We start from the raw sequence: 26,562 nt of genomic DNA, 5'->3' as shown, positions 1-26,562 counted from the left end.
GGTCGCCAAGAGGGTGCGCAACGCGGCGCCGGCGGGCGTCGCTTCGGCGACCCGGACCAAGGCCCAGAGCAGACCCGCTGGAGGCGACGGCTACTTCTGCGCCTGAAAGCAGACCCAGCCGATCTTGCCGGCCCGCGCCAAGTCGACCCAGAGCGCCAGTTCGTCGAGCACGCGCTCGACCGCCTCCCGCTCGGCGATTGCCAAGAGCTCATCCTTGTGCGCAGCGATCTGGGCCCTGTTCTCGTCGTAGCTGCGCGCCACGTGTGTCGACCAGTCGTGAAACCCGTGGACCTTGAAACCGCAGCGGGTCAGCGCGGCGAGGTGCTCCAGGGGATCCCACATGACGCTGGTCTGCACCCGCGCGTAGATCCGACGGCGATCTTCCGGCGACACCAGCGCGGGCACGGTCACGTCGGACAAGACGGCCCAGCCGCCCGGGCGCAGCACCCGGTAGGCCTCGCTGAGCACCCTTTCCTTGTCGGGCGAATGCAGCAGCGCTTCTTGGCACCACCAGAGATCGAAGCACTCGTCGGGGAAGTCCAGGGCATGAAAGTCGCCCTCGGCGAAGCGTACTCTGTCGGTCAGACCCGCCGCCTCGGTCAGTTCCCGGGCGCGCGCGAGCTGCTGCTCGGAGAGGTTGGTGGCTTCCACCCGGCCGCCGAAGCGATTCGCCAGGTAGCGCGACGCCGCGCCGACCCCGCAGGCGACCTCGAGGATCCGCGCCTCGGGACCGAGGGGGAGGTCCGCCGCCATGACCTCGGTCGAGCGGGCCTTGGCGGCGTCGAAGCTGTCGTCCGCCCCGCCGGAGAACAGCGCCAGGTGCTGGTACTCGCCGCCGATGCGCTCGAGCGCCTCCCGCAGGGCGTTGTCGTAGAACGACTTGGTGTCGGTCGGACCGCCGGCCGCGTCTTCCGCCATGGAGTCTTTCCCTAGGGTCGAAGCCCGCCCAGCTTGATACAGCGAGGTAGCGAAGGAAAGGCCGGCATGTCGCGGGCGGTCATCCGGCGGCGCCGGCTTCCTCCAGGATCCAGTCGCGGAATGCCGCCACCTTGGGCTGCTCGGCCGTCTCCACTGGACTGACGATGTAGTAGCCGAAATCGACCGGGTCGCAGAGGCTGAGCTCGAAGGGCCGGACCAGGCGTCCGGCGGCGAGGTCGTCTCCAGCCAGGACGCTGCCGGTCAGGACAACGCCCTGCCCGTCGATCGCCGCCTGGATCGCCAGGGTCTCCTGGTTGAAGGTCAAGCCGCGCGTCGGGTCGACGCCTTGGACCCCCGCCGCCAGCAGCCACATGCGCCAGTTCGGCGCCGAATCGTCCTCGGTCTGCCAGGAAACGTGAAGCAGCGTGTGGTGGCGCAGGTCCTCGGGCGCCCGCAGGGCGTTCGGGCCTTCGAGCAGCCGGGGGCTGCAGACCGGGGTGGACTCCTCGGTCAGCAGCGCGTCGGCGCGCAGGCCCGGATAGTTGCCGCGGCCGTAGCGCAGGCCGACATCGACCGCCTCGCGCGCGAAATCGACGGTGTGGTCCGTGGCGTCGATGCGGACCTCGTATTCGCCGTGCCGGGACCGGAAGCGGTCGAGGCGCGGGACCAGCCACTTGGCGCCGAACGAGGGTGCCACGCTGATCGTCAGCAGGTTGTCCGGCCGCGTGTTGGACAGGCGCTCCGCGGCCTCCGCCAGCCGGTCGAAGCCTTCGCGCAGGCCCGGCAGGGCGGCCTGGCCGGCGTCGGTCAACAGCAGGGCCCGGGTCAGGCGGCGGAACAGCTTGACCTGGAAATAATCTTCCAGGGCCTTGACCTGATGGCTGATCGCGGCCGGCGTGACGTTCAGCTCCTCGGCCGCCTTGGCGAAGCTTAGGTGGCGGGCCGCGGCCTCGAAAGCGCGCAGGGCATTGAGCGGCGGAAGACGGCGCATTCTCTCCTCATGAGATAGATTTTCTCATCTATACAGGAAGAAAAGCTCGTTTGTAAATAGTCGGGAAAATAGCGAAATTACCAACCAAGAGAGAACTTCAACGGCACGCGACCTCGGTTCAACAGGACAGCTTTTCTAAACGATAAGCCATCAAACCGAGCGGCCCCAGGCCCGAGACCGAAAGGAGAGAACCATGACGAGGACCCTGGCCAACATGATGCTGGTCCGCAGTCCGCTGACCAACGCCCCCTACTCGCCCGACAAGGCCGGCGACTTTCTGCTGCCGCGCTTGACCCTGGTGGCGGTCGATGCCCTGGCCGCCGTCGGCGAGCAGTTCGAACGCGCGGTGCACGCGATCGAGCGGCGCGGCAAGCGGCGCGAGGCGATCCGCGAGCTGCGGGCGCTCGACGACCGGATCCTGAGCGACATCGGGGTCCACCGCAGCCAGATCCCCGCCGTCGTCGACGCGGCGCTCGACCGGCAGGACGCCGACCCCTTTTCGGCCGCCCGCGTGAAGGGACACCTGCAGAGCTAGCCGATCTCCCTGTCGGCTGCCGATGAACGCCCCGGCGGGACCCCGCGCCGGGGCGTTCCTATTGCGGGAGCAGGAACGCCAACAGCTCGCCGTGTTGAGAATGATTTTTAATTGCAATATGGCTCGGCATCCGCGTAAGCTTGCAATTGCGAATCGTTCGCATCTTTTGATCAACCGCTTGGGGGATGTTGAAATGAGTTGCTCTGACAACAGCCCGGCAGTCGTTGCCCGCTGTCGATGCCTTGGAGCCCCGGCATGATCGTTCGATTTCTCGGCTGCGAATCCCTGATGCGCCTGCTCATGGCTGAGGCCATGACGACGCGGAGCCTTCGATATCGACGGCAGTATGCCGCGGGGGCCGCCGGGACCGGCGACTGCGAAACTGACCGCATGCAGTCGCCGGTGAGCGGCGCCGAAAAGTCCGCTCTTGTGTAGGTGCCCTAGGGTCCGGGCGGCGGCGCGAGGCCCAGTTCGCGCTGCTTCCTCTTGGAAAGCCCGAGCGACACGATGCGGTGCGACTCGCGCAGGTAGTCCCGCAGCTCACCGTCGGTAAGGCCCGGTTCGGCGTAGTGCTGGATCCACTTCATGCCGCGCGAGGCCAGATAGGGCGCCGGGCGTAGGCCGGGCTGCTCCTTGAGAATCTCGTAGGACAGCTCGCTGGTCTTGAAGGTGTAGCTCGGAACGCCGTCCTTCATGCCGCCGATGGCGAAGACCTTGCCGCCGACCTTCCAGACGTGGGAGCCGCCCCACTGGACCACGTGGGAGGTGGCGGGCAGGCGGCTGCAGAAGTCGTTGTACTCTTCCTGGGTCATCGCGGGTCAGCGCGCCGCGCCGGCGGCGATCAGCGCATCGATCTCGGCGGCACCGTAGCCGAACTCGGCCAGCACCTCCCGCGTGTGCTCGCCGTAGGTCGGCGCGCCCCGTGCCACCTTGCCCGGTGTCTCCGACAGCTTGATCGGCAGGCCGAGGGTCTCGACCGGGCCGAGGCGGCCGTGCGCGACCGTGGTGACCATCTCGCGAGCGCGGGTCTGGGGGTCGGCGTGCATGGCCGCAATGTCGAGCACGGGACCGGCCGGCACGCCGGCGGACTCCAGGAGCTCGAGCCAGGCCGCCGTGCCGCGGCGAAGGAACCGCGCTTCGAGCAGCGCGACCAGATCGGGGAGATGGGTCATGCGGGCTTCGTTGTCCGCGAAGCGCGGGTCGTCGGCCAGCTCGGGCGCCTCGATCACCTCCAGCAGACGCAGCCAGTTGGCCTGGTTCGCGGCGCCGATATTGATCCAGCCGTCCGCCGTCTTGAGTGCCTGGTAGGGCGCGTTGAGCGGATGAGCCGAGCCCATGGGTCCGGGCGCGCGCCCGGTCGCAAGCGCGATCGCCGACTGCCAGTAGGTGTGGACGATGCCGGCCTCGAACAGCGAGGTGTCGACCCGCTGGCCGCGCCCGCTGGCGGCCCGCTCGACCACGGCGGAAACCACGCCGAGCGCGCCCAGGATGCCCGCCGTGATGTCGGTCACCGGCGCGCCGACCTTGACCGGCGGCCGGTCCGGCCCCTCGCCGGTGATGCTCATGAGCCCGCTCATGCCTTGGGCGATCAGGTCGAAGCCGCCGCGCGCCGCGTAGGGGCCGCTGCGCCCGAAGCCGGAGATCTCGCAGTAGATCAGCCCGGGGTTCTCGGCGCTCAGGGCCTCGTAGCCGAGGCCGAGGCGTTCCATGGTGCCCTTGCGGTAGTTCTCGATCACCACGTCGGCGCGCGCCAGCAGGCGGCGCAGCACAGCTTTCCCCGCATCGGACTTGAGGTCGAGGGCGATGCCGCGCTTGTTGCGGTTCATCATCATGAAAGCCGCCGACTCGCCGGCGATCTCCGGCGGCAGGAAGCGCCGGGAGTCGTCGCCGCCGGGAACCTTCTCCACCTTGATCACGTCGGCGCCCAGGTCCGCCAGCATGAGGCCGCAGACCGGCCCGGCCATGATGTGGGCCAGCTCGACCACCGTGAGGCCTTTCAGCGGACCCTGCGCTTCACCCATCGTTACCTTCTCGACTCAACAACAAAGATTCTCACCACAGAGACACAGAGAGCACAGAGAAACAAACAATCGGGGATGCGCGCGAGCGCGCGAAGAAACTCATCTTTTGGTTCTCTGTGTCCTCTGTGTCTCTGTGGTGAATCCTTTGTTTTCCGTCACCGCCCCTTGAACTCGGGCTTGGTCTTTTCCAGGAAGGAACGGTAGCCGATCTGGAAGTCCTCGGTGTCGTAGCAGGCGTAGCCTTCCTCGAGCTCGGCCTCGCTGAGCGGCGCCGGATCGTCCAGGCGGGCCAGGAACTTCTTGTGCCAGCGCGCGACGAGGGGCGCGCCCTCGGCGATGCGGCCGGCCGTGGCGTAGGCCTCGGCCTCGACCTCGCCGTCGGCGACGACGCGGTTGACCAGGCCCATGTCCTTGGCCTCGGCGGCGCCGAAGACCCGACCCTCGAGCAGGATCTCGAGGGTCGCGGCGCGGCCGACCAGGCGCTTCAGACCGTCGATCTCGGGGTAGGCCATGACCAGGCCGAGGCGCTTGATCGGCACCCCGAAACGGCTCGACTCGCCGCAGACCCTGAGATCGCAGAGCGCCGCGATCTCCAGGCCGCCGCCGACGCAGATGCCCTCGATCAGGGCCACGGTCGGGTGCCGGCAGGTCTTGAGCGCGCCCAGGGCCCGGTTCAGCAGAACGCCGTAGGCGCGTGCCAGATCCGGCGTGGAGCGCTCGGCCTCGAACTCGCCGATGTCGTTGCCCGGCGAGAAGGCCTTGCCGCCGGCGCCGCGCAGCACGATGCAGCGCAGCGCGTCGTCCGCATCGAGTTCCTCCAGGACCTCGCCCAGGCGACCCCACATGCCCTTGGTCATGGCGTTCAGCTTTTCCGGGCGGTTCAGCGTGACGGTCGCGATCGGGCCGTCGCGCGTGACGAGGACGTGGTCGGACATGGCCGAGGGCTCCTGAAAGAGGTCAGCGGTAGAAGAAGTTTACCAGGCTCATGGGGATCGCCGGCAGATAGGTCACCATCATGAGAATCACGAAGAGCACCGAGACGAAATAGACGTTGACCTTGCTCACCTCCCAGATGTTCGCCTTGGCGATCGAGCAGGCGGTGATCAGGACGCTGGCGACCGGCGGGGTCTGCTGGCCGATGCCCAGGTTGAGCGTGACGACCAGGCCGAAGTGGACCGGATCGATGCCGACCGCGTTAACCAGCGGCATGACCACCGGCACGACCAGGATGATTGCCGCCGCCGAGTGCAGGAAGAGGCCGATCAGCAGGAAGAAGACGTTGAGCAGCGCCAGCACCGCGTACTTGTTGTCTGTCCATTCCAGGATCTTCACCGCCAGGGTCTGGGGCACCTGAAGCTCGGTCAGATAGACGCCGATCAAGGCCGAGGCCGCGACCAGCAACATGACGACGGCGGTCTGCAGGCCGCCCTCGACCACGGCTTCCTTGAGGAAAGCCCAGTTCAGCTCGCGGTATATGACCCCGCCGATCACCAGGGCGGCCAGAACGGCGAGGCCCGCGCCCTCGGTCGCGGTGACCAGGCCGCCGAAGATCCCGCCCAGGATGATGACCGGCAGGACCAGGGCCCAGGCCGCCTCCTTGAAGGTGATCCAGAGCCTGGAGAGCTGGAACACCTCCTCGACCGGCCAGTTCTGGCGCCGCGCCATCCAGTAGGAGACGCCCATCAGGCCCAGGCCGCCGAGCACACCCGGGATCACGCCGGCGACGAAGAGCTGGACGATCGAGGAGTCCGACATGACGCCGTAGAGGATCATCGGGATCGACGGCGGGATGATGACCGCGAGGGTCGCCGAGGAAGAGGTTACGGCGGCCGCGAAGGCCTTGGGGAAGCCGCGCCGCTTCATCGCCGGGATCAGTATCGAGCCGGTCGCCGCCACGTCGGCCACCGCCGAGCCGGAAATCTCGGCGAAGAACATGGAGACGCCGATGTTGACGATGGCGAGCCCGCCCCTGATGAAGCCGAGCAGGGCCGAGGCGAAGGCGATCAGCCGGCGCGAAATGCCCGAGGAGTTCATGATCGCGCCGGCGAGGATGAACATTGGGATCGCCAGCAGCGGAAACTTGGTCGCGCCGTCGAACATGACCAGCGCCACGTTGGGCAGAATATCGACGCCCTGGGTGGTGACCATGGCGACCACCGCGACGATGCCGAGGGCGACCGCGATGGGCACGTCGATCAGGATAAGGGCGAAGAGGCCCAGCATCATGAGGATAAGAATCACGGCCGCGGTCCTCCCTGATCTTCCTCTTCCTCGACGATCTCCGGATGCTCCTCGGAGATGCCGAGCCGCATGTGCCGCCAGTGCTCCGGCAGACTGAGCGCCTCGGCGATCATGAAGAGGACGGCGCCGATCGGGATAACCGACTGGGTGATCTGCACCGAGACCTCGGGCAGGCTGACCAGGGTGTCGCCCTCGAGCACCTGGAGCACGACCCAGCCGGTCCAGGCCATCAGGAGGAAGAAGAAGAACACGGCGACCTCCGCCACCGCGACCAGGACCATGCGCCACGGCAGGGGCACGGCGAGCACCAGCCCGTCGAAGCCGATGTGGCCGCGCTTCAGGGCGGCGAGCGCGGCGCCGTAGTAAGTCACCCAGGCCAGCATGATCGAGGCGACCTCGTCATACCAGGCGAGCGAGGCGCCGGCCTTGCGGTAGATGACCGCGACCACGACGACCGCGGTCAACGCCACCATGAGGACGATCAGGACCGACTCGAGCAGCTTCTCGAGGAGCCGGCGCAGGGTGTCGAAGGTGGCGGCCAAGGCAGGTCTCCGCCGGCCCGCGGGTATGGCGTCGCGGACCGTTTCAGGGCAGGTCTGCTGCGGTTGAGAGGCGACGCCCGCCCCTCGACAGGGGCGGGCGCGCGGTCACGTCAGTTCCCGAGGCTGATCGCCTTGTCGACCATTTCCTGGCCGCCCGGGACCGTATCGGAGAACTCCTGGTAGATGCCCTTGCTGGCCGCGACGAAGGCGGCCTTGTCGGGCTCGTTCACCTGCATGCCGCCGGCCTTCAGCTTGCCGAGCAGGTCGCTCTCCATCTTGGCGGCGGTCTCGTAGACGTAGGCCTGGGTCTCCTTCGCGGTCTGCTCCAGCACCTCGCGCACGTCGGCCGGCAGGCTCTCCCACTTGGACTTGCCGACGGCGACGTAGGCCGGCGTATAGACGTGGCCAGAGAGCGAGAGATACTTCTGCACCTCCTGGAACTTGGCGCTGTAGATCTGGGCGAAGGGGTTCTCCTGGCCGTCAATGACGCCGGTCTTGAGCGCGGTGAAGACCTCGGAGAAGGACATGGGCGTCGGGTTCGCGCCGTAGGACTTGAACATCTTGACCCGCCAGGCGCCCTTCGGCGTGCGCAGCTTGATGCCCTGGAGGTCATCGGGCTTGGTGATCGGGCGCTCGTTGTTGGTGATGTGGCGGAAGCCGTTCTCCCAGACCGCCAGGATCTTGTAGCCCTTGGCCTCTGCGGCCGGCGCGAGCTTGGCCCAGAAGATCTCCTTCTCGATCTTGCTCATGTGGCCGCGGTTCTTGACCAGATAGGGCATCTCGAAGAGCCCGAACTCGTCGGCCACGGTCGACATGACGGTCGACGGCAGCGCGAAGTTCACCGTGCCGAGCTTGAGCTTCTGCAGCAGCTCCTTGTCCTTGCCGAGCTGGCTGGAGCCGAAGGTGACGACCTTCGCCTTGCCCGCCAGCTTCTCGTTGGCGCGCTTGGCGAACTCGTTGACCGAGGCCTCGAACAAGGAACCCGGGGCCCCGACGTGGCCGAACTTGAGCTCCATCTCGGCGGCCAGGGCCTGGCCGAAGAAGGCGGTGGCGACGACCGCCGCCGTGGAAAGTTTGAATAGCTTCATCAGCGACCTCCCTGTCGGACCTCACGGGTCCGTTCTCTTGATTGGTTCAGCCGCCCCGACGCCCCGCCCTCACCCGGCGCGGCGGGCCGGCACGATCAGGACGCGAGACTTTGCGCCGGCGCTGCGTCCTCCGATTCGCCGGCGAGGAAATCGATTGCGGCCTGGACTCCGCCGCTCTGGTGCGGCACGCCCGCCGCCTTCAGGCCCATCTCGATGCCCGACAGCGTGCCCGCGAGCATGAGATCGTTGAAGTCGCCGAGGTGGCCGATCCGGAACACCTTGCCCTGAACCTTGCCGAGGCCGTTGCCCAGCGAGAGGTCGAAGCGCTCCAGCACGACCTTGCGGAAGGCGTCGGCGTCGTGTCCGGCCGGCATGAGCACGGCGGTCAGCGAGTTGCTGAACTCGCGCTGGTCGACGCAGAGCAGCTCCAGGCCCCAGGCCCTGACGGCGCGCCGCGTCGCCTCCGCGAAGCGGGCGTGGCGCGCAAAGACCCGCTCGAGCCCCTCTTCCTCGAGCATCAGGATCGCCTCGCGCAGCCCGTAGAGCAGGTTGGTGCCCGGCGTGTAGGGAAAGTAACCCTTGTCGTTGACCGCCAGCATGTCCTGCCAGTCCCAGTAGCTGCGCGGCAGGCGGGCCTGCCCGCCAGCCTTCAGGGCCCTGTCCGACACGGCGTTGAAGCTGAGGCCGGGCGGCAGCATCAGTCCCTTCTGGGAGCCGGCCACGGTAACGTCGACGCCCCATGCGTCGTGGCGGTAGTCGATCGAGGCCAGGGAGGAGATGGTGTCGACCATGAAGAGCGCCGGGTGGCCAGCCCGGTCGATCGCCTGGCGCAGGTCGGCGATGCGCGACGCCACGCCGGTCGAGGTCTCGTTGTGGACCACGCAGACCGCCTTGATCGCGCGCTCGCCGTCGGCCCGGAGGCGTTCCTCGAGCACCTCGGGGTCGGCGCCGCGCCGCCAGTCGCCGGGCACGAAGTCGACGGTCAGGCCGAGCCGCTCGGCGAGGCGCTGCCACAGGCTCGCGAACTGGCCGGTCTCGAACATGAGCACGCGGTCGCCGGGCGACAGCGTGTTGACCAGGGCGGCTTCCCAGGCACCGGTGCCGGAGGCCGGGAAGATGACCACCGGCCCCTCGGTCTGGAAGATGCCCTTGAGGCCGGCCAGCACCTCGCGTCCGAGAGCGCCGAACGCGGGGCCGCGATGGTCGATCGTCGGCTGCGCCATGGCGTGGAGGATGCGGTCGGGGACGTTGGTCGGCCCCGGGATCTGGAGAAAATGGCGGCCGCTCCGGTGCGACATCATCGGTCCTTTCATCGCCCTCGGCGGGCCGCGCCCGCAGGTTCGTCGAGGTGCGAATTTGCATGCAATTTACCCTGGCGTCAACACCACGGCGCGAAGCAAGCGACAAACCGCCTAATTTCGTGGATTCCGGAGGACCGGTTCGACGTGTGACTTTGCATTTTGAATGCAAAACTGCTATGTCGGGTTCCTTAGGCAATGAGCACAGGCCGCAGCCCGATCATGACCCAGCAATCCCCAGCCCTCGAACCTGGAGACGGAGCCCTCAGGGCCCGCCTGGCGCGGGAGATCGAGGGCGAGGTCCTGTTCGACGCCTTCAGCCGCGGGCGCTACAGCACGGACGCCTCGATCTACCAGATCGAGCCGCTCGGCGTCGTGATCCCGGCCGGCGTCGAGGACGTGGTCAGGACCATCGAGATCGCCGGCGAGGCCGGGGCCCCGATCCTGGCGCGCGGCGGCGGCACGTCGCAGTGCGGACAGACCGTCGGCCGGGCGATCGTGGTCGACGTCAGCAAGCACCTGAACAAGGTGGTCGGCTTCGACGCCGAGAAACGGCGGGTGACCGTGCAGCCCGGCATGGTGCTGGACCGGCTGAACGCCTTCCTCAAGCCCCACGGCCTGATGTTCCCGGTGGACATCTCGACCGGCAGCCGGGCCACGCTGGGCGGCATGGCGGGCAACAACTCCTGCGGCGCCCGTTCGCTGCGCTACGGCACCATGCGCGACAACGTGCGGGCGATCGAGGCGGTCATCGGCGACGGCGGCGTCCACACCTTCGGCAGGCTGGGCAACGGGCACGGCGGCGCCGCGCCGCCCTCCGCGCCTCCTGCGGCGCTGACCGAACGGCTGCTCGCCCTCGGCCGGCGCGAGGCCGGCGAGATCAACCGGCGCTTTCCCAAGCTGATGCGCCGGGTCGGCGGCTACAACATCGATACCCTGGCCGGCAACGAGCCAGCCAACCTGGCCCACCTCCTGGTCGGCTCAGAGGGCACGCTCGGCTTCACCACGGCGATTGAGCTCGATCTCCAGCCGATCCCCGAGAACAAGGTGCTGGGCGTCTGCCACTTCCCGACCTTCTACGAGGCCATGGACGCGACCCGCCACCTGGTGGCCCTGGATCCGAGCGCGGTCGAGCTGGCGGACCGCACCATGATCGACCTGGCGCGCGACATCCCGCTCTACCGAAGCACCATCGAGGCCTTCGTCAGGGGCGAACCGGCGGCGCTGCTGCTGGTCGAGTTCGCGGGCGAGGACCTTGCGGCGCAGCAGCGCAAGCTCAAGGACCTGGTCGCCCTGATGGCCGAGCTGGGGTTCCCCAACGCCGTGGTCGAGGCGACCGAGCCGAGCTTCCAGCAGGCGGTCTGGGAAGTGCGCAAGGCCGGCCTCAACATCATGATGTCCATGAAGGGCGACGGCAAACCGGTCTCCTTCATCGAGGACTGCGCGGTCGCCCTGGAAGACCTCGCGGAGTACACCGACCGCCTGACCCAGGTGTTCCACAAGCACGGCACGGAAGGCACCTGGTACGCCCACGCCTCGGTCGGCTGCCTGCACGTGCGGCCCATCCTCAACATGAAGCAGGAGGCCGACGTCAGGAAGATGCGCGCCATCGCCGAGGAAGCCTTCGCCATGGTGCGCGAGTACAAGGGCTCCCACTCGGGCGAGCACGGCGACGGCCTGGTGCGCTCGGAGTTCCACGGCGCCATGTTCGGCGACCGCATGGTCCAGGCCTTCAAGGAGGTCAAGCAGGCCTTCGACCCCAAGGGCCTGATGAACCCGGGCAAGATCGTCGATCCGCCGAAGATGGACGACCGCAGCCTGTTCCGCTTCAAGCCGGGCTACCGCACCGAGGCGCCGGCGCCGGCGCTCGACTGGTCGGCCTGGGGCGGCTTCGCCGGCGCGGTCGAGATGTGCAACAACAACGGCGCCTGCCGCAAGCGCGACGCCGCGGTGATGTGCCCCTCCTACCGGGTGACCGGCGACGAGCAGCACGTCACGCGCGGCCGGGCCAACAGCCTGCGCCTCGCCCTCTCCGGACAGCTCGGGCCCGGCGCCCTGACCAGCCCGGAGATGGCCGAGGCGATGAAGCTCTGCGTCGGCTGCAAGGGCTGCAAGCGGGAATGCCCGACCGGCGTCGACATGGCGCGCATGAAGGTCGAGTTCCTGCATCACTACAACCGCGAGCACGGCCTCTCCCTGCGCGACAGGCTGGTCGCCCACCTGCCGCGCTACGCGCGGCTGGCGGCGGCCCTGGCGCCGCTCTCCAACCTGCGGGATAAGGTTCCTGGACTGGCCGGCCTGAGCGAGAAGGCCCTGGGGCTGAGCGCCCGCCGCCGCCTGCCCCGCTGGCGCCGCGACGTCTTCGACGCGCCGGCGGAAAGCGGCGCGGAAGGCGGGCCGGAGGTCGTGCTGCTGGCCGACACCTTCAACCGCTATTTCGAGCCGGACAACCTGCGCGCCGCCCAGAAGGTGCTCACCGCCGCCGGCTACCGGCTGCACGCGCCTCGGCCGCTCGACGGCGGCCGGCCGCTCTGCTGCGGACGCACCTACCTGGCCGCGGGCCTGGTCGAGGAGGCGCGCCGCGAGGCCCGGCGCACCGCCGCGGCGCTGGCGCCCCTGGTCGCCCGCGGACTGCCCGTGGTCGGCCTCGAGCCCTCCTGCCTGCTGACCCTGCGCGACGAGTTCATGGCCCTGCTGCCGGGCGCCGAGACCGAGGCCCTGGCCGGCTCGGCGCTGCTGTTCGAGGAGTTCCTTGCCGCCGAGGCCGACCGGGGGCGCCTCGCGCTCGAGCTCGGGCCCTTGGGCAAGTCCCGCGCCATGCTTCACGGCCATTGCCACCAGAAGGCCTTCGGGGCCATGGGCGCGGTCGAGAAGGTGCTCGGTCTGATCCCCGAGCTCGACGTCGAGACGGTGGCGTCGAGCTGTTGCGGCATGGCGGGCGCCTTCGGCTACGGCGCGGAGACCTACGAGGTCTCGATGAAGATGGCGGAGCTGTCGCTGCTGCCGGCCCTGCGGGAGGCCGGTGACGACGCTCTCTGGGTCGCCGACGGCACCTCCTGCCGGCATCAGGTCGCGGATGCCCTGGGGCGCGAACCGCTGCACGTCGCCCGGGTGCTGGCCGACGCCCTGAAAGAAGAGAGCCGGGAGGCCGCGCAATGATGCCGCCCGAAGCCGCACGCGCCGAACAACCCAGTCCCGACGCCGGGCCGATCGCCCGCCCCTCGCTGCACGACCAGCTGACCGGCCGCCTGCGCACGCTGATCGTCGAGGGCGAGCTGGCCCCTGGCACGCGGGTGCCGGAGCGCGAGCTCTGCGACCGCTTCCAGGTCTCGCGCACGCCGCTCCGGGAAGCGCTCAAGGTGCTCGCCTCCGAGGGCCTCCTGGAGCTGGCGCCGAACCGGGGCGCCAGGGTCGCCCAGCTGACCGTGGAGGCGGTCGAGGAGCTCTTTCCCGTCATGGGGGCGCTCGAGGCCCTGGCCGGAGAACTGGCCGCCCAACGCATCACGACCGAGGGGCTCGCCGAGGTCCGGGCGCTGCACTATCAGATGGTGCTGCACTACGAACGCGGAGAGCTCGCGCCCTATTTCCGGCTGAACCAGCAGATCCACGAGAGGATCCTCGACTGGGCCGGCAATCCGACCCTGGTGACGCTCTACCGGGGACTCGCCGGGCGTATCCGGCGCGCCCGCTACGTCGCCAACATGTCGCGGGACCGCTGGGCTGCGGCGGTCGCCGAGCACGAGGAGATCCTGCGTGCGCTCGAGGCGCGGGACGGCGTCGCGCTCGCCCAGGTGCTCAAGCGGCACCTGCGCAACAAGTGCGAGACGGTGATCGAGGCGCTGCAGAGCGAAGCGGCGCCGAACGGAGGCGGCCCCGGCTGAGCCTCCACCGGAGACAAGCCAAGGAAAGGGACCGCCCCATGGACTACCGCCCGCTCGGACGAAGCGGCCTGATGGTCTCGCCGATCTGCCTCGGCACCATGATGTTCGGCGACCGCACCGACGAGCCCGAGGCCGAGCGCATCGTCGCGTCGGCCCGGGATGCCGGCGTCAACTTCATCGACACGGCCGACGTCTACAGCCGCGGCGCCTCGGAGGCCATGGTCGGCCGCCTGATCGCGCAGGACCGCGACCGCTGGGTGCTGGCGACCAAGGTCGGCAATCCCATGAGCGGCCGGCCGAACGAGAGCGGACTCGGCCGCAAGTGGGTGCTCCAGGCGATCGACGATTCCCTGCGCCGCCTGAACACGGACTACGTCGACGTCTACTACCTGCACCTCGACGTGCCCGACGTACCGCTGGATGAGACCCTGGCGGCGGTCGGCGACGTCCTGCGGGCGGGCAAGGCGCGGTTCTACGGACTCAGCAACTACCGCGGCTGGCGCATCGCCGAGGTCGTCCACCGGGCGGCGGCGCTGGGCCTGCCGAAACCCGTGGTCTGCCAGCCCTACTACAACGCCATGGACCGGCAGCCGGAGGTCGAGATCCTGCCGGCCTGCGGCCATCACGGGATCGGCGTCGTGCCCTACAGCCCCCTGGCCCGCGGCGTGCTGACCGGCAAGTACCAGCCCGACCAAAGCCCCCCGCCGGAAACCCGGGCGGGCCGGGGCGACGAAAGGATCATGGAGACCGAGTTCCGGCGCGAATCCCTGGTGATCGCACAGCAGATCAGGGCCCGCGCCGAAGCGAAGGGCGTTACCGCGGGCCAGTGGGCCTTCAACTGGGTGCTGGCCAATCCGCTGGTCACCGCCGTCTTGGCCGGACCGCGCACCCTCGGGCAGTGGCAGGAGTATCTGGGCGCGATCGGCCAGGCCTGGTCGTCCGAGGACGAAGCCTTCCTCGACGCCCTGGTCGCGCCGGGACATCCCTCGACCCCCGGCTACAGCGACCCGAAGTACGCCATCACCGGCCGGCCGGCTGCCGTTTCCGGAAGCCCGGTTTTTTATTAAGCTTAATTGAAGTAATTCTTACGCAATCTATTTCTTCTTGATTTTTACTTTTGATTGAAATACAGTTCTGGAAATTATTCGAAGTTATTCTTTAGTTTTTGATGGTTGCACGGTGAAGGGTTCGGATTAGCGGCGAGGAACCGCTCCGATTGGTAGCTAAAGGCAGTTAACGCCTTTCTGGAGCGGCCCGTTATTTTCAGGGGCAATATAGATACAGAGGCGTTTCGTCCCTCGGGACGGACGCCTCTCACTTTATCTGCATCACGCGGCTCAGCGGCCAGTCCGGCGACACCAGCGGGATCTCGCGCCTGTAGGGCACATCCGCCGACGACGGCTGATCGGTTTCCCGGGCGTGCAGGTGGCCGCTGTAGACCGCGGCCGCGATGGTCGAAGGCGCCAGGCAGTCGCCGATCCGGGAGACCGAGGTGATCCCCGCCGCCGCGAGCGCGCCGGGATCGCCGGCCAGCTCGTGGTAGAGCGCATCGTCGGGCAGGCGCGACGTCACCATGACGACCGCCGCCGCGGGCCGGGTCTCGCGCCGGTCCGTGAAAGTGCAGGCCAGCTCCACCGCGCCGTCTTGGACCGACGCCAGGTTGCGGTGCGCCGCGATCTCCACGCCGGACTCCAGAAGGCCGGTCTGGATCCGCCGCTGCTCCAGCGTGTTGTGGGTCCAGCTCGACGCCTCGGCGGCCGGCGTTGCCAGCGTGACCGCCTCCCCGCGCCGGCGCAGCAGTTCCGCCAGCACGCCGCCCAGATAGAAGTGATCGTCGTCGAAGACGACGACCGGGCCCTCGATCTCCCGGCCGGCCATGACGTCGTCGGGGCTGAACACCCAGGGCTTGTCGCTGCCCGGAATCGGCCGGTGGTTTTCCCGCCCGACGCCGTCCCGGCGCCACTCAGCGCCGGTCGCCAGCACGACCTGCTCGAACCCGAACTCGCGCACCATGGAGGCGTCGAGGGCGCTGTCCAGATAGACCTCGACGTTGGCCATGCGCTGGATCTGACCGACCCGGTAGTCGCGAACCCGGCCCCAGGCCGAGAGGCCGGGCAGGCGGCATTCCCGGTCGACCCGGCCGCCCAGCGTCTTGCCGGCCTCCGCCAGGATCACCCGGTAGCCGCGCTGGCCCAGGGCACGCGCGCACTCGAGTCCGGCAGGCCCGGCGCCGACCACCAGGATCTGGGCGTCCGAGCCCTTGGCCGGGATGACCTCGGGGTGCCAGCCCCGGCGCCACTCCTCGCCCTTGGTCGGGTTCTGGGTGCAGCGGATCGGCACGGCGTTGAAGTCGCCCGAGACGCAGATATTGCAGCCGATGCACTCGCGAATATCCTCGAGCCGGCCTTCCTCGATCTTCTTGGGCAGGAAGGGGTCGGCGATGGAGGGCCGGGCCGCGCCGATCAGATCGAGCACGCCGCGCTTGATCTGCGACACCATGGCGTCGGGCGAGGTGAAGCGGCCGACGCCGACCACCGGCTTGCCGGTGACCTGCTTGACGAAGGCGATCTGCGCCTCCTGGAAGCCCTCCTCGGCGAAGCGCGAGGTGACGGAATCGTTGGCCCAGTTGGCGACGTTGACGTCCCAGAGGTCCGGCAGGTCGGCCAGCAGCTCGACCACTTCCCGGCCCTCGGCGTCGCTGGCGATCCCTTCGTCGCCGAGCAGCTCGTCGACGGCGAAGCGCACCGCCACGGCGCAGCGGTCGCCGATGGCCTCCTTGGTGTCCTCGATCATCTCGCGCATCAGGCGCGCGCGATTCTCAAGGCTGCCGCCGTACTCGTCGGTCCGCTGGTTGTGCCGGCGCGAGATGAAGTGCATGGGAATACCCAGGTCGTGGCCGGCGTAGACGTAGACGATATCGAAGCCGGCCTCGCGCGCCCGGAGCGCCGCTTCCCGGTGCCAGCGCCGCAGGTCGCGGATATCGCTCTTGTCCATGGTGCGGGCCTGCACCGGGTCGTAGGTCTCGACCGGCCGGCCGGTGGGAGCGAGCGGCGGCACGCGCGAGTAGCGGTTGGGCGAGCTGTAGCCGTTGTGGCAGAGCTCGATGGCGGCGAGTGCGCCGTACTCGTGGATCGCCTCGGCGCTGCGGGCAATGCCCGGCACGTCGTCCCGGTCCCAGAAGCGGCCCTCGGCGTAGGGCGAAATGTCGGAGGTGTGGTGGATCTCGACCTCTTCTGTCGAGACCACGGCCCAGCCGCCCTGGGCCTTGACCCCGCGCATCGCCGCCGCCGAGCTCGGGTGGACCCGGCCCATGCCGTTGCAGTGGGGCACCTGGTAGAAGCGGTTGCGCGCCGTGACCGGCCCGATCGCGACCGGTTCGAAGAGGATGTCGTAGCGCGGGTCTCGGGTCGTGGTCACGGGCAGCCTCCGGCCGATAGGGTGCCCGATCTTCCTACGCTGTCATGGCCTTAGCAAGAGATGCCGGCGCCGGCGGCGTTCCCGGCTTGCCTTGCGGAGCGGCCCGGGCTATCGGGCTTCGTCGGACGGCCGCAAAAGGGGAGTGGGCGCGATGAGCTCGAGCACGCGATCGATCGCGACCCTGCTGGTCGGGGCGGGCGGCCTCTTTCTCGGCTACGGCCTGCTGATGACGCTCATTCCCATCCGGGCGCAGCTCGAGGGCTTCTCCACACTCTGGATCGGCCTCATGGGCACGGCCAACTTCGCCGGCTTCGCCGTCGGCTGCCTGCTCGGCCCCCTGGCGGTCAAGACGGTCGGCCATATCCGCTGCTTCGCCGGCTTCGCGGCGCTGCTGGCGGCCACCGTCCTGATCCATCCCCTGGCGGTCGACCCGGTCGCCTGGGCGGCCCTGCGCGGGCTGACCGGTCTCTGCCTCGCGGTGCTCTACATGGTTGTCGAGAGCTGGCTGAACGACCAGGCGAGCAACGAAGTGCGCGGCCAGGTGCTGTCGATCTACATCATCGTCACCAACGTGGTGACCATGGCGGGGCAGCTCGCCGTCAACGTCTACGACCCCCTCGAGCCGTCGCTCTTCATCCTCACCGCCGTGGTGATCTCGCTCGCCCTGGTGCCGATCGCCCTGACCGACACGCCGGCGCCGCGGCCGATCGCCAGCGCCAAGCTGCGCATCGTCGCCCTGTTCCGACTCTCTCCGACCGGCGCCATCGGCTGCCTGGCCATCGGGGCGATCGACGGCGCCTTCTGGACCCTGGGTCCGGTCTTCGCCCAGGGCCGCGGGTTCGACGTCTCGGAGGTCACCTTCTTCATGGCCGCCTTCCTGGTCGGCGGGACGATCTCCCAGTGGCCCCTGGGGCGTCTCTCTGACCGACTCGACCGCCGCATCCTCATCGCGTTCTGCAGTCTCGGCACCGTGGCGACCGGCCTGACGCTGGCCTGGCTCGAACCGGCCAGCCACCTGACCGACTTCGCCCTGGCCTGCCTGCACGGGGCCTTCATGATCCCGCTCTACGCGCTGCTGCTGGCCCACGCCAATGACTACGCGCCGGCCGAGGCGCTGGTCGAGACCTCGAGCGGGCTTCTGCTGCTCTACGCCATGGGCGCGGTCGCCGGGCCGCTTGTCTTCGGCGCCGCGATGGAGGCGACCGAACCGGGCAGCCTGTTCCTGATCATGGCGGGGATCCTCGGCCTCTTCGCGCTCTACATCGGCTACCGGATGCTGCGGCGACCTCTGGCCAAGGCGGTCGAGCGGGTCACCTTCGTGCCTGTGCCCAAGACCAGCCCCTCGGTCTACGAGTTGGAAACCGACGAGTCGTAAGGGATCAGGGCCGCACTTCGAGCGCGGCCAGGGCCGTCTCGCGGACCGCCGGATCGAGGTCCGCCGCGCCGATCTCGAGCGCGAAGGCGGCCTCCTCGCCCGGCAGCTTGGCGAGCGCCGCCACGGCGTCGCGACGGATCGCCGGGTCGGTCTCGTCGAGCAGGACGTCGCGCAGCGCTTCCACCGCGTCCTCTCCGCCGCGCAGGCCCAGCACGCGCACGGCCTCGGCGCGGACCATGGCCGCCTCGTCGCCCAGGGCCTCGATGACCGCGGCCTGCGCGGCCACGCCCTCGATCTTCGCCAGGGCGCGCAGGGCCTGCGCGCGCACCGAGGCGTTGCGGTCCCCGAGCGCGAAGGCCAGGGCCGGCACCGCCTCGTCGCGTCCGGCGGACCCCAGGCCCATGACCGCCATGCGGCGCAGCATGGGATCCTGCTCCAGCGAGAGAACCAGGCCGAGGTCCTTCAAGGCGGGCATGTCGCCGCGCTTTCCAAGCCGGCGGATCGTCCGAAGCCGCCCGATCCGGTCGGGGCGCGTCACGTCGCCGTAGATGCGGTCGAGGGTGAAGGCCGGCCTGTCGTGCTCGATGGCGACGATCGGCGCGGCGTAGGCCACGTCGACCAGCACGGTGCTCACGTCCCTGGAATCATGCATGATCACCAGGCTGTTGCGTCCGACCAGCCGGCGGATACCGGTTTCCAGGGGAACGCCGTCGAGGCTGAGCGTGACCGGGGTGTCGACCTCGCCACGGAAGCGCAGCGTGAAGTCCGCCTGCTCGGCGACCGCGCGCAGCACGCGGGCCAGCGCCGCCTCGCGCGCTTCCAGGCTGAGCAGGCCCTGATCGACCGTCACGTCGAACTGCCGTGCGCCGCCGGATTCCGGCTGCGGGGCGGCCTGGACGCTGAACGCGGGCGCCACCACGAGCCAGAGCGCCGACAGCGCCGCGGCGCCGCGCGCGGCGCGGCGGGATCGAACGGCGATGCAGTGGGGTTGCCCCTTCATGGCGCACCTCGGGCTTGAGCCAGACTTGGTGCCATAGGCGGCTTAAGGAAGCCCTAAGTCAGAATGTTGACCAAGACCGCAGCGGTCCGCGCCGCCGGTCAGGTCCCGACCTGCAGCGTCGCGGTCAGGCGCCGGAGCGCCGCGATGACGCTGAGCGGCGTCAGTCGGCCGGTGCGCGGGTTCTCTTCGGACGGCACGTTCTCGATGGTCATCTCGAAGCGCGCCGCTTCGGCTTCCACTGTCACCGTGTGGGTGTTCCGGCTGATCCCCGGATCGGCCCAGATCTCCAGGGTGGTGCGCTCCGGCCCGATCCCGGCCAGCGCCAGGGCCACGGCTACGTTGAGGTTGGCGGGAAAGCCCTTGGCCGCCTCGTAGGCATTGCCGGCAAAGAGCTTCCGGGGCTTCTGCAGTCCTTCGAGGGAAATGCCGTGCTGTTCCAGGTACGGCGCGCCGACCAGGCCCGTCGGCGGTTTCCGGCTGAGCAGGGTGACCCGCGCGACCTCGCCCTCCGCCGCCGCGCGCACCGCGTCGAGCCCCAGAAGCGCGCCGGTCGGAATGACGATCCGGGCGCCGGTCTCTTTGGCGCGCTCGACCAGGTCCATGTGCGCGAGCAGCGCGCCGCAGCTCAAGGTCATGAGCGTGCGCCCGGCCTCGACCACCGCGCCGGCCAGCTCGGCGAAGACCGCGGCCGGCGCGCATTCGACGACCACGTCGGCGGCGCCGGACAGCTCCGACAGCGGCAGCACCGGCACCGACCTTCGGAAACCCGCCATCTTGGCCTCGGCCCCGGCACGGTCCCGCGCCGAGACCCCCGTCAGGGTGAGGCCTGGTATCCCCTCATCGAGCTTCCGCACCACCGGCAGGCCGATCGCCCCCAGCCCGGCAACCGCCACTGTGATCACCGCTTCATCCTCACCATGCTGCCAACAAAGAAGGTCTCACCACAGAGACACAGAGGACACCGAGAAACAACAAGAGGGTTTTCGCGCGCTCGCGCGCAACAAAGTCTTTGGTTCTCCGCGATCTCTGTGTCTCTGTGGTGAGACTTTTTTTCATCTGGTGAAAGGGGCTCAGCGGCATGCCCGTCGACGCAGCAACCTTCCGCGCGGCCCTCGGCCGTTTTCCGACCGGGGTGACGGTCGTCACCTCGACCGCGCCGGACGGCCGCAGGATCGGCATCACGGTCAGCTCCTTCGCCTCAGTGTCGCTGGAGCCGCCGCTGGTCCTCTTCTGCCTCGGAACCGACAACCCGGACCTGGCGGACCTCCAGGCCGCCGGCCGCTTCGCGGTCAACCTTCTGGCGGAAGACCAGAGCGACCTCTCCAACACCTTCGCCCAGGTGAGCAACGACAAGTGGCGGGGTATCGAAACGAACTCCGGGGACGGCGCCTGCCCGCGTCTCGCGGGAACGCTCGCGGTTCTGGATTGCCGCCTGGCCGACGCCTTTCCCGGCGGCGACCACGTGATCGTCACCGGCCAGGTCGAGGCGATCGAGCTCGGCTCGGAGGACCCGCCCCTGGTGTACTTCCGCGGCGCCTATCGCCGACTGGCAGAGAGCTAGCCCCGCCGTGACAAGACCACGGGCCCGCCCCAATGCGGACGGCTTTTCCGCGTCCACTGAGGCATGGACAAGCAACGCAAGGACATGCCCTACGGACAGCTAGCCCGGCGGCGAACCTGCCTGATGTGCCGAGAGACCTTTTCGTCGGAGGGCGCACACCACCGGATCTGCGACCGCTGCAAGGCGTCGCGGGCCTGGCGGGACGGCTGACGAAGCCGAAGCTCAGCCACCGTCGCGCAGGCCCATGAGGGCGCAGATGCCGTCGAGCTCGGCGTGGTCGAGGCTGACGGCGGCGGCGGCGCGGGCCGGGGGCTTGCCCCGGTAGGCCACACCCAGACCGGCCGCCTCGAGCATGGCGGCGTCGTTCGCGCCGTCCCCGACCGTGCAGGCGGCCTCCGGGCCGAGCTGCCGCTCGGTGCAGAGCTCCTCGAGCGCGATGCGCTTGGCGTCCCGGTCGAGCAGCGGCTCCTGGACGCGCCCGGTCAGCGCGCCGTCAACGACCTCCAGGCGATTGGCGAAGACCTGGTCGAAGCCGCAGGTCTCGGCGATCGGCTCGGCGAAACAGGTGAAGCCGCCGGAGACCAGCGCCGTGTGGATGCCCCGCTCGCGCAGCCCCTTGACCAGCGCCGCCGCGCCGGGATTAAGGGTCATGCGGTCGGCTACCTGGTCGAGCAGCGAGGCGGGCTGGCCCGCGAAGAGGGCGACCCGTTCCTCCAGAGCCGCCCGGAAGTCGAGCTCGCCCGCCATGGCTCGGGCGGTCACGGCCGCGACCGCCTCGCGCCGGCCGATCATGTCCGCCATCTCGTCCAGCATCTCCTGGCCGATGATCGTCGACTCCATGTCGGCCAGGAGCAGGGCCTTGCGCCGGCCGGCCGGCAGCTGCACGTGGAAATCCACCGCCTGTCCCGCGAGGCTCCGTCCGGCCAGGTCGCGCGCCGCGTCGAGCGCGACACCCTCGAAGGTCAGGTCGCAGGCGCGGCCGGGCTGCAGCCAGTCGGGGCGGCCGAGCGCGGCGCCGGCCTCGGTCAGCGCCCAGGAGAGGTCGGAGAGCGCGTCGGACAAGGGGCCTTGAGCGCCGGGTGCGGCGAGGAGGGTGACGACAAGAGACATCGGCCGGCCTATAGATGGGGCGGAGAGTTCCGCGCACGCGCCCGAAACCGGTCAAGAATAGCTTTGTTGAGCGCAGCAGCAAAACCGGCGAAACCGCCGGTCGTCATCGTGACCGGGCCAACCGCGAGCGGCAAGTCCGCCCTCGCCCTGGCGGCGGCCCGCGTCTTCGGCGGCACGGTGATCAACGCCGACGCCATGCAGGTCTACCGGGAGCTGAACATCCTGACCGCGCGGCCCGACGCCGAGGCCCTGGCCGCTGCGCCGCACCGGCTCTACGGCATCATGCCCGGCACCCGGGCCTGTTCCGCGGGCGTGTGGCGCGAGATGGCGCTGCAGGAGATCGCCGCATGCCGCGGCGCCGGCCGCCTGCCCATCCTGGTCGGCGGCACGGGCCTCTACCTGCGCGCCCTGGCGCGCGGCCTGAGCCCCCTGCCCCCCGTCCCCGCCGAAGTGAGAACCGGCGCCCGCGACCGTCATCAGAGACTGGGCGGCCAAGCCTTTCACGCCGAGCTGGCGAGCCGGGACCCGGTCACGGCGGCGCGCCTCGACCCGGGCGACAGCCAGCGGCTGATCCGCGCCTGGGAGATCCTCGACGCCACCGGCCGGCCGCTCTCGGACTGGCAGGCGGAGAAGGCCGAAGCGGCGCCCTTCGCTTTCCTGCGCATCCTGGTCGCGCCGCCGCGCGAGGCGCTCTACCGGGCCTGCGACGCGCGTTTCCTGGTCATGATGGAGCGCGGTGCGCTGGACGAGGTCCGTGCCCTGCTCGACCTCGGTCTCGATCCCGCCCTGCCGGTCATGCGCGCGCTCGGCGTGCGCGAGCTCGCCGCCCATCTGACCGGCGACTGCGACCTGGAAACCGCGGTCGCCGAGGCGCAGACGGCGACCCGGCGCTATGCCAAGCGCCAAATCACCTGGCTGAGGACCCAGACGCCGCAGGACCAAGCGCCTAACGATCCTGCGCCCCTGCGCCTCGATGCGCAATATTCGAAAAGTTTTGACGACAAAATCTTTAACAAAATTCGCGAATTCCTGTTGACCACGCAATTTTGAGCGCGTAGCTTGCGGCCTCCCGCGCCGGGGAGGGCCGGCGGCGGGACCTGAGATTACGAGCGGACCGGCAGTGTGCCTGTAGGGTTTTACAGGCAGGCGGGGCCGGTTTACGGTCTGCGGTACGGGCGCCGGAAAGCAGCGCCGGAACAAAGGGATGGAGAAGATGGCGAGCGACCAGGGGTCCGAGACGAAGGACCGGGAAGCCAAGGGCGGGGAGACCGCCGAGACCACCGTGATGACCGGCTCGGCCATGGTCATCCGCGCCCTGCTGGACCACGGCGTCGATACGGTCTTCGGCTACCCCGGCGGCGCCGTCCTGCCGATCTACGACGCCATCTTTCAGCAGAACGCGCTGCGCCACATCCTGGTGCGCCACGAGCAGGGCGCGGTCCACGCCGCCGAAGGCTACGCCCGCTCGACCGGCAAGATCGGCGCGGTGCTGGTGACCTCCGGGCCTGGCGCGACCAACGCGGTGACCGGCCTGACCGACGCGCTGATGGACTCCATCCCGGTGATCTGCCTGACCGGCCAGGTGCCGACGCACCTGATCGGCAACGACGCCTTCCAGGAGGCCGACACCACCGGCATCACCCGGCCCTGCACCAAGCACAACTACCTGGTCAAGTCGATCGAGGATCTGCCGCGGATCATGCACGAGGCGATCTACGTGGCGACCCACGGCCGGCCCGGGCCGGTCGTGGTCGACCTGCCCAAGGACATCCTCCAGGCCAAGGGCGAATACAAGGTGCCGGAGAACGGCCGCCACCGCAGCTACCGGCCCCGGGTCAAGGCGGACAGCGCCAAGATCGCGGCGGCGGTGGAGATGATCGCCAAGGCCAAGCGGCCGATCGTCTACGCCGGCGGCGGCGTGATCAACGCCGGGCCCAAGGCCTCGGAACTGCTGACACGCTTCGTGCGCAAGACCGGCATGCCCTGCACCAACACGCTGATGGGGCTGGGCGCCTACCCGGCCAGCGACCCCCAGTTCCTCGGCATGCTGGGGATGCACGGCACCTACGAGGCCAACCTGGCGATGTACAGCTGCGACGTGATGATCAACATCGGCGCGCGCTTCGACGACCGGGTGACCGGGCGGCTCGACGAGTTCTCGCCCCAGTCCAAGAAGATCCACGTCGACATCGATCCCAGCTCGATCAACAAGAACGTCATGGTCGACCTGCCGATCATCGGCGACTGCGGCTCGGTGCTGGAAGACCTCCTGGCCGCCTGGGAGCAGAAGGGCGCGGCCCTGGACCAGAAGGCGCTGGACGCCTGGTGGGGCAAGATCGAGGGCTGGCGCGCGCGCGACTGCCTGAAGTACGAGCAGAAGGGCAAGGTCATCAAGCCGCAGTACGCGATCCAGCGGCTCTACGAGCTGACCAAGGACCGCAACACCTACATCACCACCGAGGTCGGCCAGCACCAGATGTGGGCGGCCCAGTACTTCAAGTTCGAAGAGCCGAACCGCTGGATGACCTCCGGCGGCCTGGGCACCATGGGCTACGGCTTCCCGGCGGCGCTGGGCGTGCAGGTCGCCCATCCCGACGCCCTGGTGATCGACGTGGCCGGCGAGGCCTCCTTCATGATGAACCTCCAGGAACTCTCGACCATCATGCAGTACCGCCTGCCGGTGAAGGCCTTCATCGTCAACAACCAGTGGATGGGCATGGTGCGCCAGTGGCAGGAGCTGCTGCACGGCGAGCGCTATTCCGAGAGCTACATGGACTCCCTGCCCGACTTCGTGGCCCTGGCCGAGTCCTTCGGCGCGGTCGGCATCCGGGCCACCAACCCGGAGGAGCTGGACGACAAGATCATGGAAATGATCGAGACGCCCAAGCCGGTGATCTTCGACTGCCTGGTCGCCAAGGACGAGAACTGCTTCCCGATGATCCCCTCGGGCGCGGCCCACTACGAGATGCTGCTCGGCCCCGACGACAAGGCGGAGAAGCCGATCTCGGAAGAAGGCATGGTCCTGGTCTGACGCTTCGCGTCTCCTCAGATCTTAGAAAGTCGAAGCCGTGTCTCCCAAGGAAACCGAGATCGATCAACGCATCATCGCCGTGCTGGTGGACAACGAGCCGGGCGTCCTGGCGCGGGTCATCGGCCTGTTCTCGGGCCGCGGCTACAACATCGAGAGCCTGACGGTCAGCGAGGTCGACCCGACCGAGGCGCTTTCGCGCATCACCGTGGTGACCAGCGGAACGCCGATGATCCTGGAGCAGATCAAGGCCCAGCTCGACCGCCTAGTGCCGGTCCATTCGATCAGCGACCTGACCACCGAGGGCCCCTACGTCGAGCGCGACCTGGCGCTGATCAAGGTCGCCTGCGCCGGCGACAAGCGGGTCGAGGCGCTCCGCACCGCCGACATCTTCCGGGCCAGGGTGGTCGATTCCGGCCACGAGCACTTCGTCTTCGAGATGACCGGCCGCGGCGAGAAGATCAACGCCTTCATCGACCTGATGCGGCCGCTCGGCCTGGTCGACGTGTCGCGCACCGGCGTGGTCGCGATCTCCCGCGGCCCCGAGGGTCTGCCGCGCTGAGCCCGGCGGGACGCGGGGGGTGTGAATCTCGTTGCACGAGGGCCGGCCGGCGACTAGAACCCGCTGGCACAGGGGACAAACGACAGAAATCTAGGGGAGTGAAGGTCTTATGCGCGTCTATTACGACCGGGATGCCGACGTCAATCTGATCAAGGGCAAGAAGGTGGCGGTCATCGGCTACGGCAGCCAGGGCCACGCCCACGCCAACAACCTGAAGGACAGCGGCGTCGCGGATGTGCGGGTCGGCCTGCGCGAGGGCTCGTCGAGCCGCAAGAAGGCCGCCGACGCCGGCATCGAGAGCATGACGCCGGCCGAGGCCGCCGCCTGGGCCGACATGGTCATGGTGCTCGCGCCCGACGAGCTGCAGTCCCAGATCTACAACGAGGAGCTCGGCCCCAACCTGCGCGAGGGCGCGGCGATCGCCTTCGCCCACGGGCTCTCGATCCACTTCAACCTGATCGAGCCGCGCAAGGACCTCGACGTCCTCATGGTCGCGCCCAAGGGCCCGGGCCACACCGTGCGCTCCGAGTACCTGCGCGGCGGCGGCGTGCCCTGCCTCCTGGCGGTGCAGCAGAACGCCTCGGGCAACGCCCAGGAGATCGGCCTCTCCTACGCCTCGGCGATCGGCGGCGGCCGCGCCGGCGTGATCGAGACGACCTTCAAGGAGGAGTGCGAGACCGACCTCTTCGGCGAGCAGGTGGTGCTCTGCGGCGGCCTGACCGCGCTGATCATGGCCGGCTACGAGACCCTGGTCGAGGCCGGCTACGCGCCCGAGATGGCCTATTTCGAGTGCCTCCACGAGGTCAAGCTGATCGTCGACCTGATGTACGAGGGCGGCATGGCGAACATGCGCTACTCGATCTCCAACACTGCGGAGTACGGCGACTACACCCGCGGCCCCCGGGTCGTGACCGACGAGACCCGGGCCGAGATGAAGCGCATCCTGGACGACATCCAGTCCGGCCGCTTCGCCCGCGACTGGGTCACCGAGTGC

23 protein-coding genes are annotated in these 26,562 nt (G+C 69.0%); 10 read left to right on the top strand and 13 right to left on the bottom strand.

Translation table 11 applies throughout. The features are described 5' to 3' along the window. Window positions 1–90: 90 nt before the first annotated feature. Together QNJ67_13740 and QNJ67_13735 are read right to left on the bottom strand one after the other, a co-directional pair. Window positions 91–918 (bottom strand): methyltransferase domain-containing protein, encoded by an 828-nt coding sequence (locus QNJ67_13740; protein MDJ0610033.1) that lies wholly within the window; start codon window positions 916–918, stop codon window positions 91–93. A gap of 79 nt (window positions 919–997) precedes the next feature. Continuing rightward, window positions 998–1,909 (bottom strand): transcriptional regulator GcvA, encoded by a 912-nt coding sequence (locus QNJ67_13735; protein MDJ0610032.1) that lies wholly within the window; start codon window positions 1,907–1,909, stop codon window positions 998–1,000. Window positions 1,910–2,102: 193 nt separating this feature from the next. Between QNJ67_13735 and QNJ67_13730 the strand changes: the two genes are divergently transcribed. Next, window positions 2,103–2,444, top strand: coding sequence for a DUF1127 domain-containing protein (locus QNJ67_13730; GenBank protein MDJ0610031.1), 342 nt, complete (start codon window positions 2,103–2,105; stop codon window positions 2,442–2,444). Window positions 2,445–2,884: 440 nt separating this feature from the next. On the opposite strand, the gene QNJ67_13725 is transcribed toward QNJ67_13730, so the two are convergent. The 7 genes from QNJ67_13725 to QNJ67_13695 all read right to left on the bottom strand — a co-directional run bounded on the left by QNJ67_13725 (window position 2,885) and on the right by QNJ67_13695 (window position 9,634). Continuing rightward, window positions 2,885–3,256: an MmcQ/YjbR family DNA-binding protein gene (locus QNJ67_13725; protein ID MDJ0610030.1), complete on the bottom strand. Its 372-nt coding sequence runs from the start codon at window positions 3,254–3,256 to the stop codon at window positions 2,885–2,887. Window positions 3,257–3,262: 6 nt separating this feature from the next. Continuing rightward, on the bottom strand, window positions 3,263–4,465 hold the full coding sequence (locus QNJ67_13720; protein ID MDJ0610029.1) for a CoA transferase: 1,203 nt from the start codon (window positions 4,463–4,465) through the stop codon (window positions 3,263–3,265). Window positions 4,466–4,620: 155 nt separating this feature from the next. Beyond that, window positions 4,621–5,400 (bottom strand): enoyl-CoA hydratase-related protein, encoded by a 780-nt coding sequence (locus QNJ67_13715; GenBank protein ID MDJ0610028.1) that lies wholly within the window; start codon window positions 5,398–5,400, stop codon window positions 4,621–4,623. Between the two features lie 22 nt (window positions 5,401–5,422). Then, window positions 5,423–6,706: a TRAP transporter large permease gene (locus tag QNJ67_13710; GenBank protein ID MDJ0610027.1), complete on the bottom strand. Its 1,284-nt coding sequence runs from the start codon at window positions 6,704–6,706 to the stop codon at window positions 5,423–5,425. Next, entirely contained in the window at window positions 6,703–7,248 is a 546-nt protein-coding gene (locus tag QNJ67_13705; protein MDJ0610026.1) for a TRAP transporter small permease, read from the bottom strand. Before QNJ67_13705 ends, QNJ67_13710 begins: the two co-directional genes overlap by 4 nt. A gap of 110 nt (window positions 7,249–7,358) precedes the next feature. Continuing rightward, window positions 7,359–8,336 (bottom strand): TRAP transporter substrate-binding protein, encoded by a 978-nt coding sequence (locus QNJ67_13700; protein MDJ0610025.1) that lies wholly within the window; start codon window positions 8,334–8,336, stop codon window positions 7,359–7,361. A gap of 95 nt (window positions 8,337–8,431) precedes the next feature. Next, window positions 8,432–9,634, bottom strand: coding sequence for an aminotransferase class V-fold PLP-dependent enzyme (locus QNJ67_13695; GenBank protein ID MDJ0610024.1), 1,203 nt, complete (start codon window positions 9,632–9,634; stop codon window positions 8,432–8,434). A gap of 222 nt (window positions 9,635–9,856) precedes the next feature. Between QNJ67_13695 and QNJ67_13690 the strand changes: the two genes are divergently transcribed. The 3 genes from QNJ67_13690 to QNJ67_13680 are packed head-to-tail and all read left to right on the top strand — an operon-like array spanning window position 9,857 to window position 14,582. Then, window positions 9,857–12,793: an FAD-binding and (Fe-S)-binding domain-containing protein gene (locus tag QNJ67_13690; protein ID MDJ0610023.1), complete on the top strand. Its 2,937-nt coding sequence runs from the start codon at window positions 9,857–9,859 to the stop codon at window positions 12,791–12,793. Beyond that, window positions 12,790–13,515: a GntR family transcriptional regulator gene (locus tag QNJ67_13685; GenBank protein MDJ0610022.1), complete on the top strand. Its 726-nt coding sequence runs from the start codon at window positions 12,790–12,792 to the stop codon at window positions 13,513–13,515. The genes QNJ67_13690 and QNJ67_13685 overlap by 4 nt, the downstream gene beginning before the upstream one ends. 38 nt (window positions 13,516–13,553) lie before the next feature. Beyond that, window positions 13,554–14,582, top strand: coding sequence for an aldo/keto reductase (locus QNJ67_13680; GenBank protein MDJ0610021.1), 1,029 nt, complete (start codon window positions 13,554–13,556; stop codon window positions 14,580–14,582). A 247-nt stretch (window positions 14,583–14,829) separates the two neighbouring features. Here QNJ67_13680 and QNJ67_13675 read toward each other — a convergent pair whose 3' ends face one another. Beyond that, entirely contained in the window at window positions 14,830–16,932 is a 2,103-nt protein-coding gene (locus QNJ67_13675; GenBank protein ID MDJ0610020.1) for an FAD-dependent oxidoreductase, read from the bottom strand. 151 nt (window positions 16,933–17,083) lie between these two features. Here QNJ67_13675 and QNJ67_13670 point away from each other — a divergent pair, with 151 nt between their 5' ends. After that, window positions 17,084–18,307, top strand: a complete 1,224-nt coding sequence (locus QNJ67_13670; protein ID MDJ0610019.1) for an MFS transporter — start codon at window positions 17,084–17,086, stop codon at window positions 18,305–18,307. A gap of 4 nt (window positions 18,308–18,311) precedes the next feature. Here QNJ67_13670 and QNJ67_13665 read toward each other — a convergent pair whose 3' ends face one another. Both QNJ67_13665 and QNJ67_13660 read right to left on the bottom strand, forming a co-directional pair. After that, window positions 18,312–19,307 carry a HEAT repeat domain-containing protein gene (locus tag QNJ67_13665; protein ID MDJ0610018.1) on the bottom strand — a complete coding sequence of 332 codons (996 nt, stop codon included), beginning with the start codon at window positions 19,305–19,307 and terminating at the stop codon, window positions 18,312–18,314. 98 nt (window positions 19,308–19,405) lie between these two features. Next, a complete protein-coding gene (locus tag QNJ67_13660; GenBank protein ID MDJ0610017.1) occupies window positions 19,406–20,209 on the bottom strand; it encodes an aspartate dehydrogenase in 804 nt (267 codons plus the stop codon). Between the two features lie 176 nt (window positions 20,210–20,385). On the opposite strand from QNJ67_13660, the gene QNJ67_13655 reads away from it, so the two are divergent. After that, window positions 20,386–20,868, top strand: coding sequence for a flavin reductase family protein (locus QNJ67_13655; protein ID MDJ0610016.1), 483 nt, complete (start codon window positions 20,386–20,388; stop codon window positions 20,866–20,868). Between the two features lie 222 nt (window positions 20,869–21,090). Here QNJ67_13655 and serB read toward each other — a convergent pair whose 3' ends face one another. Then, window positions 21,091–21,978, bottom strand: a complete 888-nt coding sequence (gene serB / locus QNJ67_13650; protein ID MDJ0610015.1) for a phosphoserine phosphatase SerB — start codon at window positions 21,976–21,978, stop codon at window positions 21,091–21,093. A 66-nt stretch (window positions 21,979–22,044) separates the two neighbouring features. Between serB and miaA the strand changes: the two genes are divergently transcribed. The 4 genes from miaA to ilvC all read left to right on the top strand — a co-directional run. Then, window positions 22,045–23,028: a tRNA (adenosine(37)-N6)-dimethylallyltransferase MiaA gene (gene miaA, locus QNJ67_13645; GenBank protein MDJ0610014.1), complete on the top strand. Its 984-nt coding sequence runs from the start codon at window positions 22,045–22,047 to the stop codon at window positions 23,026–23,028. A gap of 163 nt (window positions 23,029–23,191) precedes the next feature. Further along, window positions 23,192–25,009, top strand: a complete 1,818-nt coding sequence (locus QNJ67_13640) for an acetolactate synthase 3 large subunit (protein ID MDJ0610013.1) — start codon at window positions 23,192–23,194, stop codon at window positions 25,007–25,009. Between the two features lie 37 nt (window positions 25,010–25,046). After that, complete coding sequence (ilvN, locus tag QNJ67_13635) at window positions 25,047–25,568, top strand: acetolactate synthase small subunit (protein MDJ0610012.1); 522 nt, start codon at window positions 25,047–25,049, stop codon at window positions 25,566–25,568. Window positions 25,569–25,677: 109 nt separating this feature from the next. Then, window positions 25,678–26,562 (top strand): ketol-acid reductoisomerase (gene ilvC, locus QNJ67_13630; protein ID MDJ0610011.1); only part of this gene is annotated, 885 nt, incomplete at its 3' end.

This window comes from Kiloniellales bacterium (genome assembly GCA_030064845.1).
In the GTDB taxonomy this organism is placed as follows: Bacteria; Pseudomonadota; Alphaproteobacteria; order Kiloniellales; family JAKSDN01; genus JASJEC01.
This window is presented reverse-complemented; position numbering and strand designations above follow the sequence as displayed.

Bases quoted from the DNA above. Each gene is read 5' to 3' on its own strand.
- QNJ67_13740 (MDJ0610033.1), bottom strand. From the start codon at position 918: ATGGCGGAAGACGCGGCCGGCGGTCCGACCGACACCAAGTCGTTCTAC.
- QNJ67_13735 (MDJ0610032.1), bottom strand. From the start codon at position 1,909: ATGCGCCGTCTTCCGCCGCTCAATGCCCTGCGCGCTTTCGAGGCCGCG.
- QNJ67_13730 (MDJ0610031.1), top strand. From the start codon at position 2,103: ATGACGAGGACCCTGGCCAACATGATGCTGGTCCGCAGTCCGCTGACC.
- QNJ67_13725 (MDJ0610030.1), bottom strand. From the start codon at position 3,256: ATGACCCAGGAAGAGTACAACGACTTCTGCAGCCGCCTGCCCGCCACC.
- QNJ67_13720 (MDJ0610029.1), bottom strand. From the start codon at position 4,465: ATGGGTGAAGCGCAGGGTCCGCTGAAAGGCCTCACGGTGGTCGAGCTG.
- QNJ67_13715 (MDJ0610028.1), bottom strand. From the start codon at position 5,400: ATGTCCGACCACGTCCTCGTCACGCGCGACGGCCCGATCGCGACCGTC.
- QNJ67_13700 (MDJ0610025.1), bottom strand. From the start codon at position 8,336: ATGAAGCTATTCAAACTTTCCACGGCGGCGGTCGTCGCCACCGCCTTC.
- QNJ67_13695 (MDJ0610024.1), bottom strand. From the start codon at position 9,634: ATGTCGCACCGGAGCGGCCGCCATTTTCTCCAGATCCCGGGGCCGACC.
- QNJ67_13690 (MDJ0610023.1), top strand. From the start codon at position 9,857: ATGACCCAGCAATCCCCAGCCCTCGAACCTGGAGACGGAGCCCTCAGG.
- QNJ67_13685 (MDJ0610022.1), top strand. From the start codon at position 12,790: ATGATGCCGCCCGAAGCCGCACGCGCCGAACAACCCAGTCCCGACGCC.
- QNJ67_13680 (MDJ0610021.1), top strand. From the start codon at position 13,554: ATGGACTACCGCCCGCTCGGACGAAGCGGCCTGATGGTCTCGCCGATC.
- QNJ67_13670 (MDJ0610019.1), top strand. From the start codon at position 17,084: ATGAGCTCGAGCACGCGATCGATCGCGACCCTGCTGGTCGGGGCGGGC.
- QNJ67_13665 (MDJ0610018.1), bottom strand. From the start codon at position 19,307: ATGAAGGGGCAACCCCACTGCATCGCCGTTCGATCCCGCCGCGCCGCG.
- QNJ67_13655 (MDJ0610016.1), top strand. From the start codon at position 20,386: ATGCCCGTCGACGCAGCAACCTTCCGCGCGGCCCTCGGCCGTTTTCCG.
- serB (MDJ0610015.1), bottom strand. From the start codon at position 21,978: ATGTCTCTTGTCGTCACCCTCCTCGCCGCACCCGGCGCTCAAGGCCCC.
- QNJ67_13640 (MDJ0610013.1), top strand. From the start codon at position 23,192: ATGGCGAGCGACCAGGGGTCCGAGACGAAGGACCGGGAAGCCAAGGGC.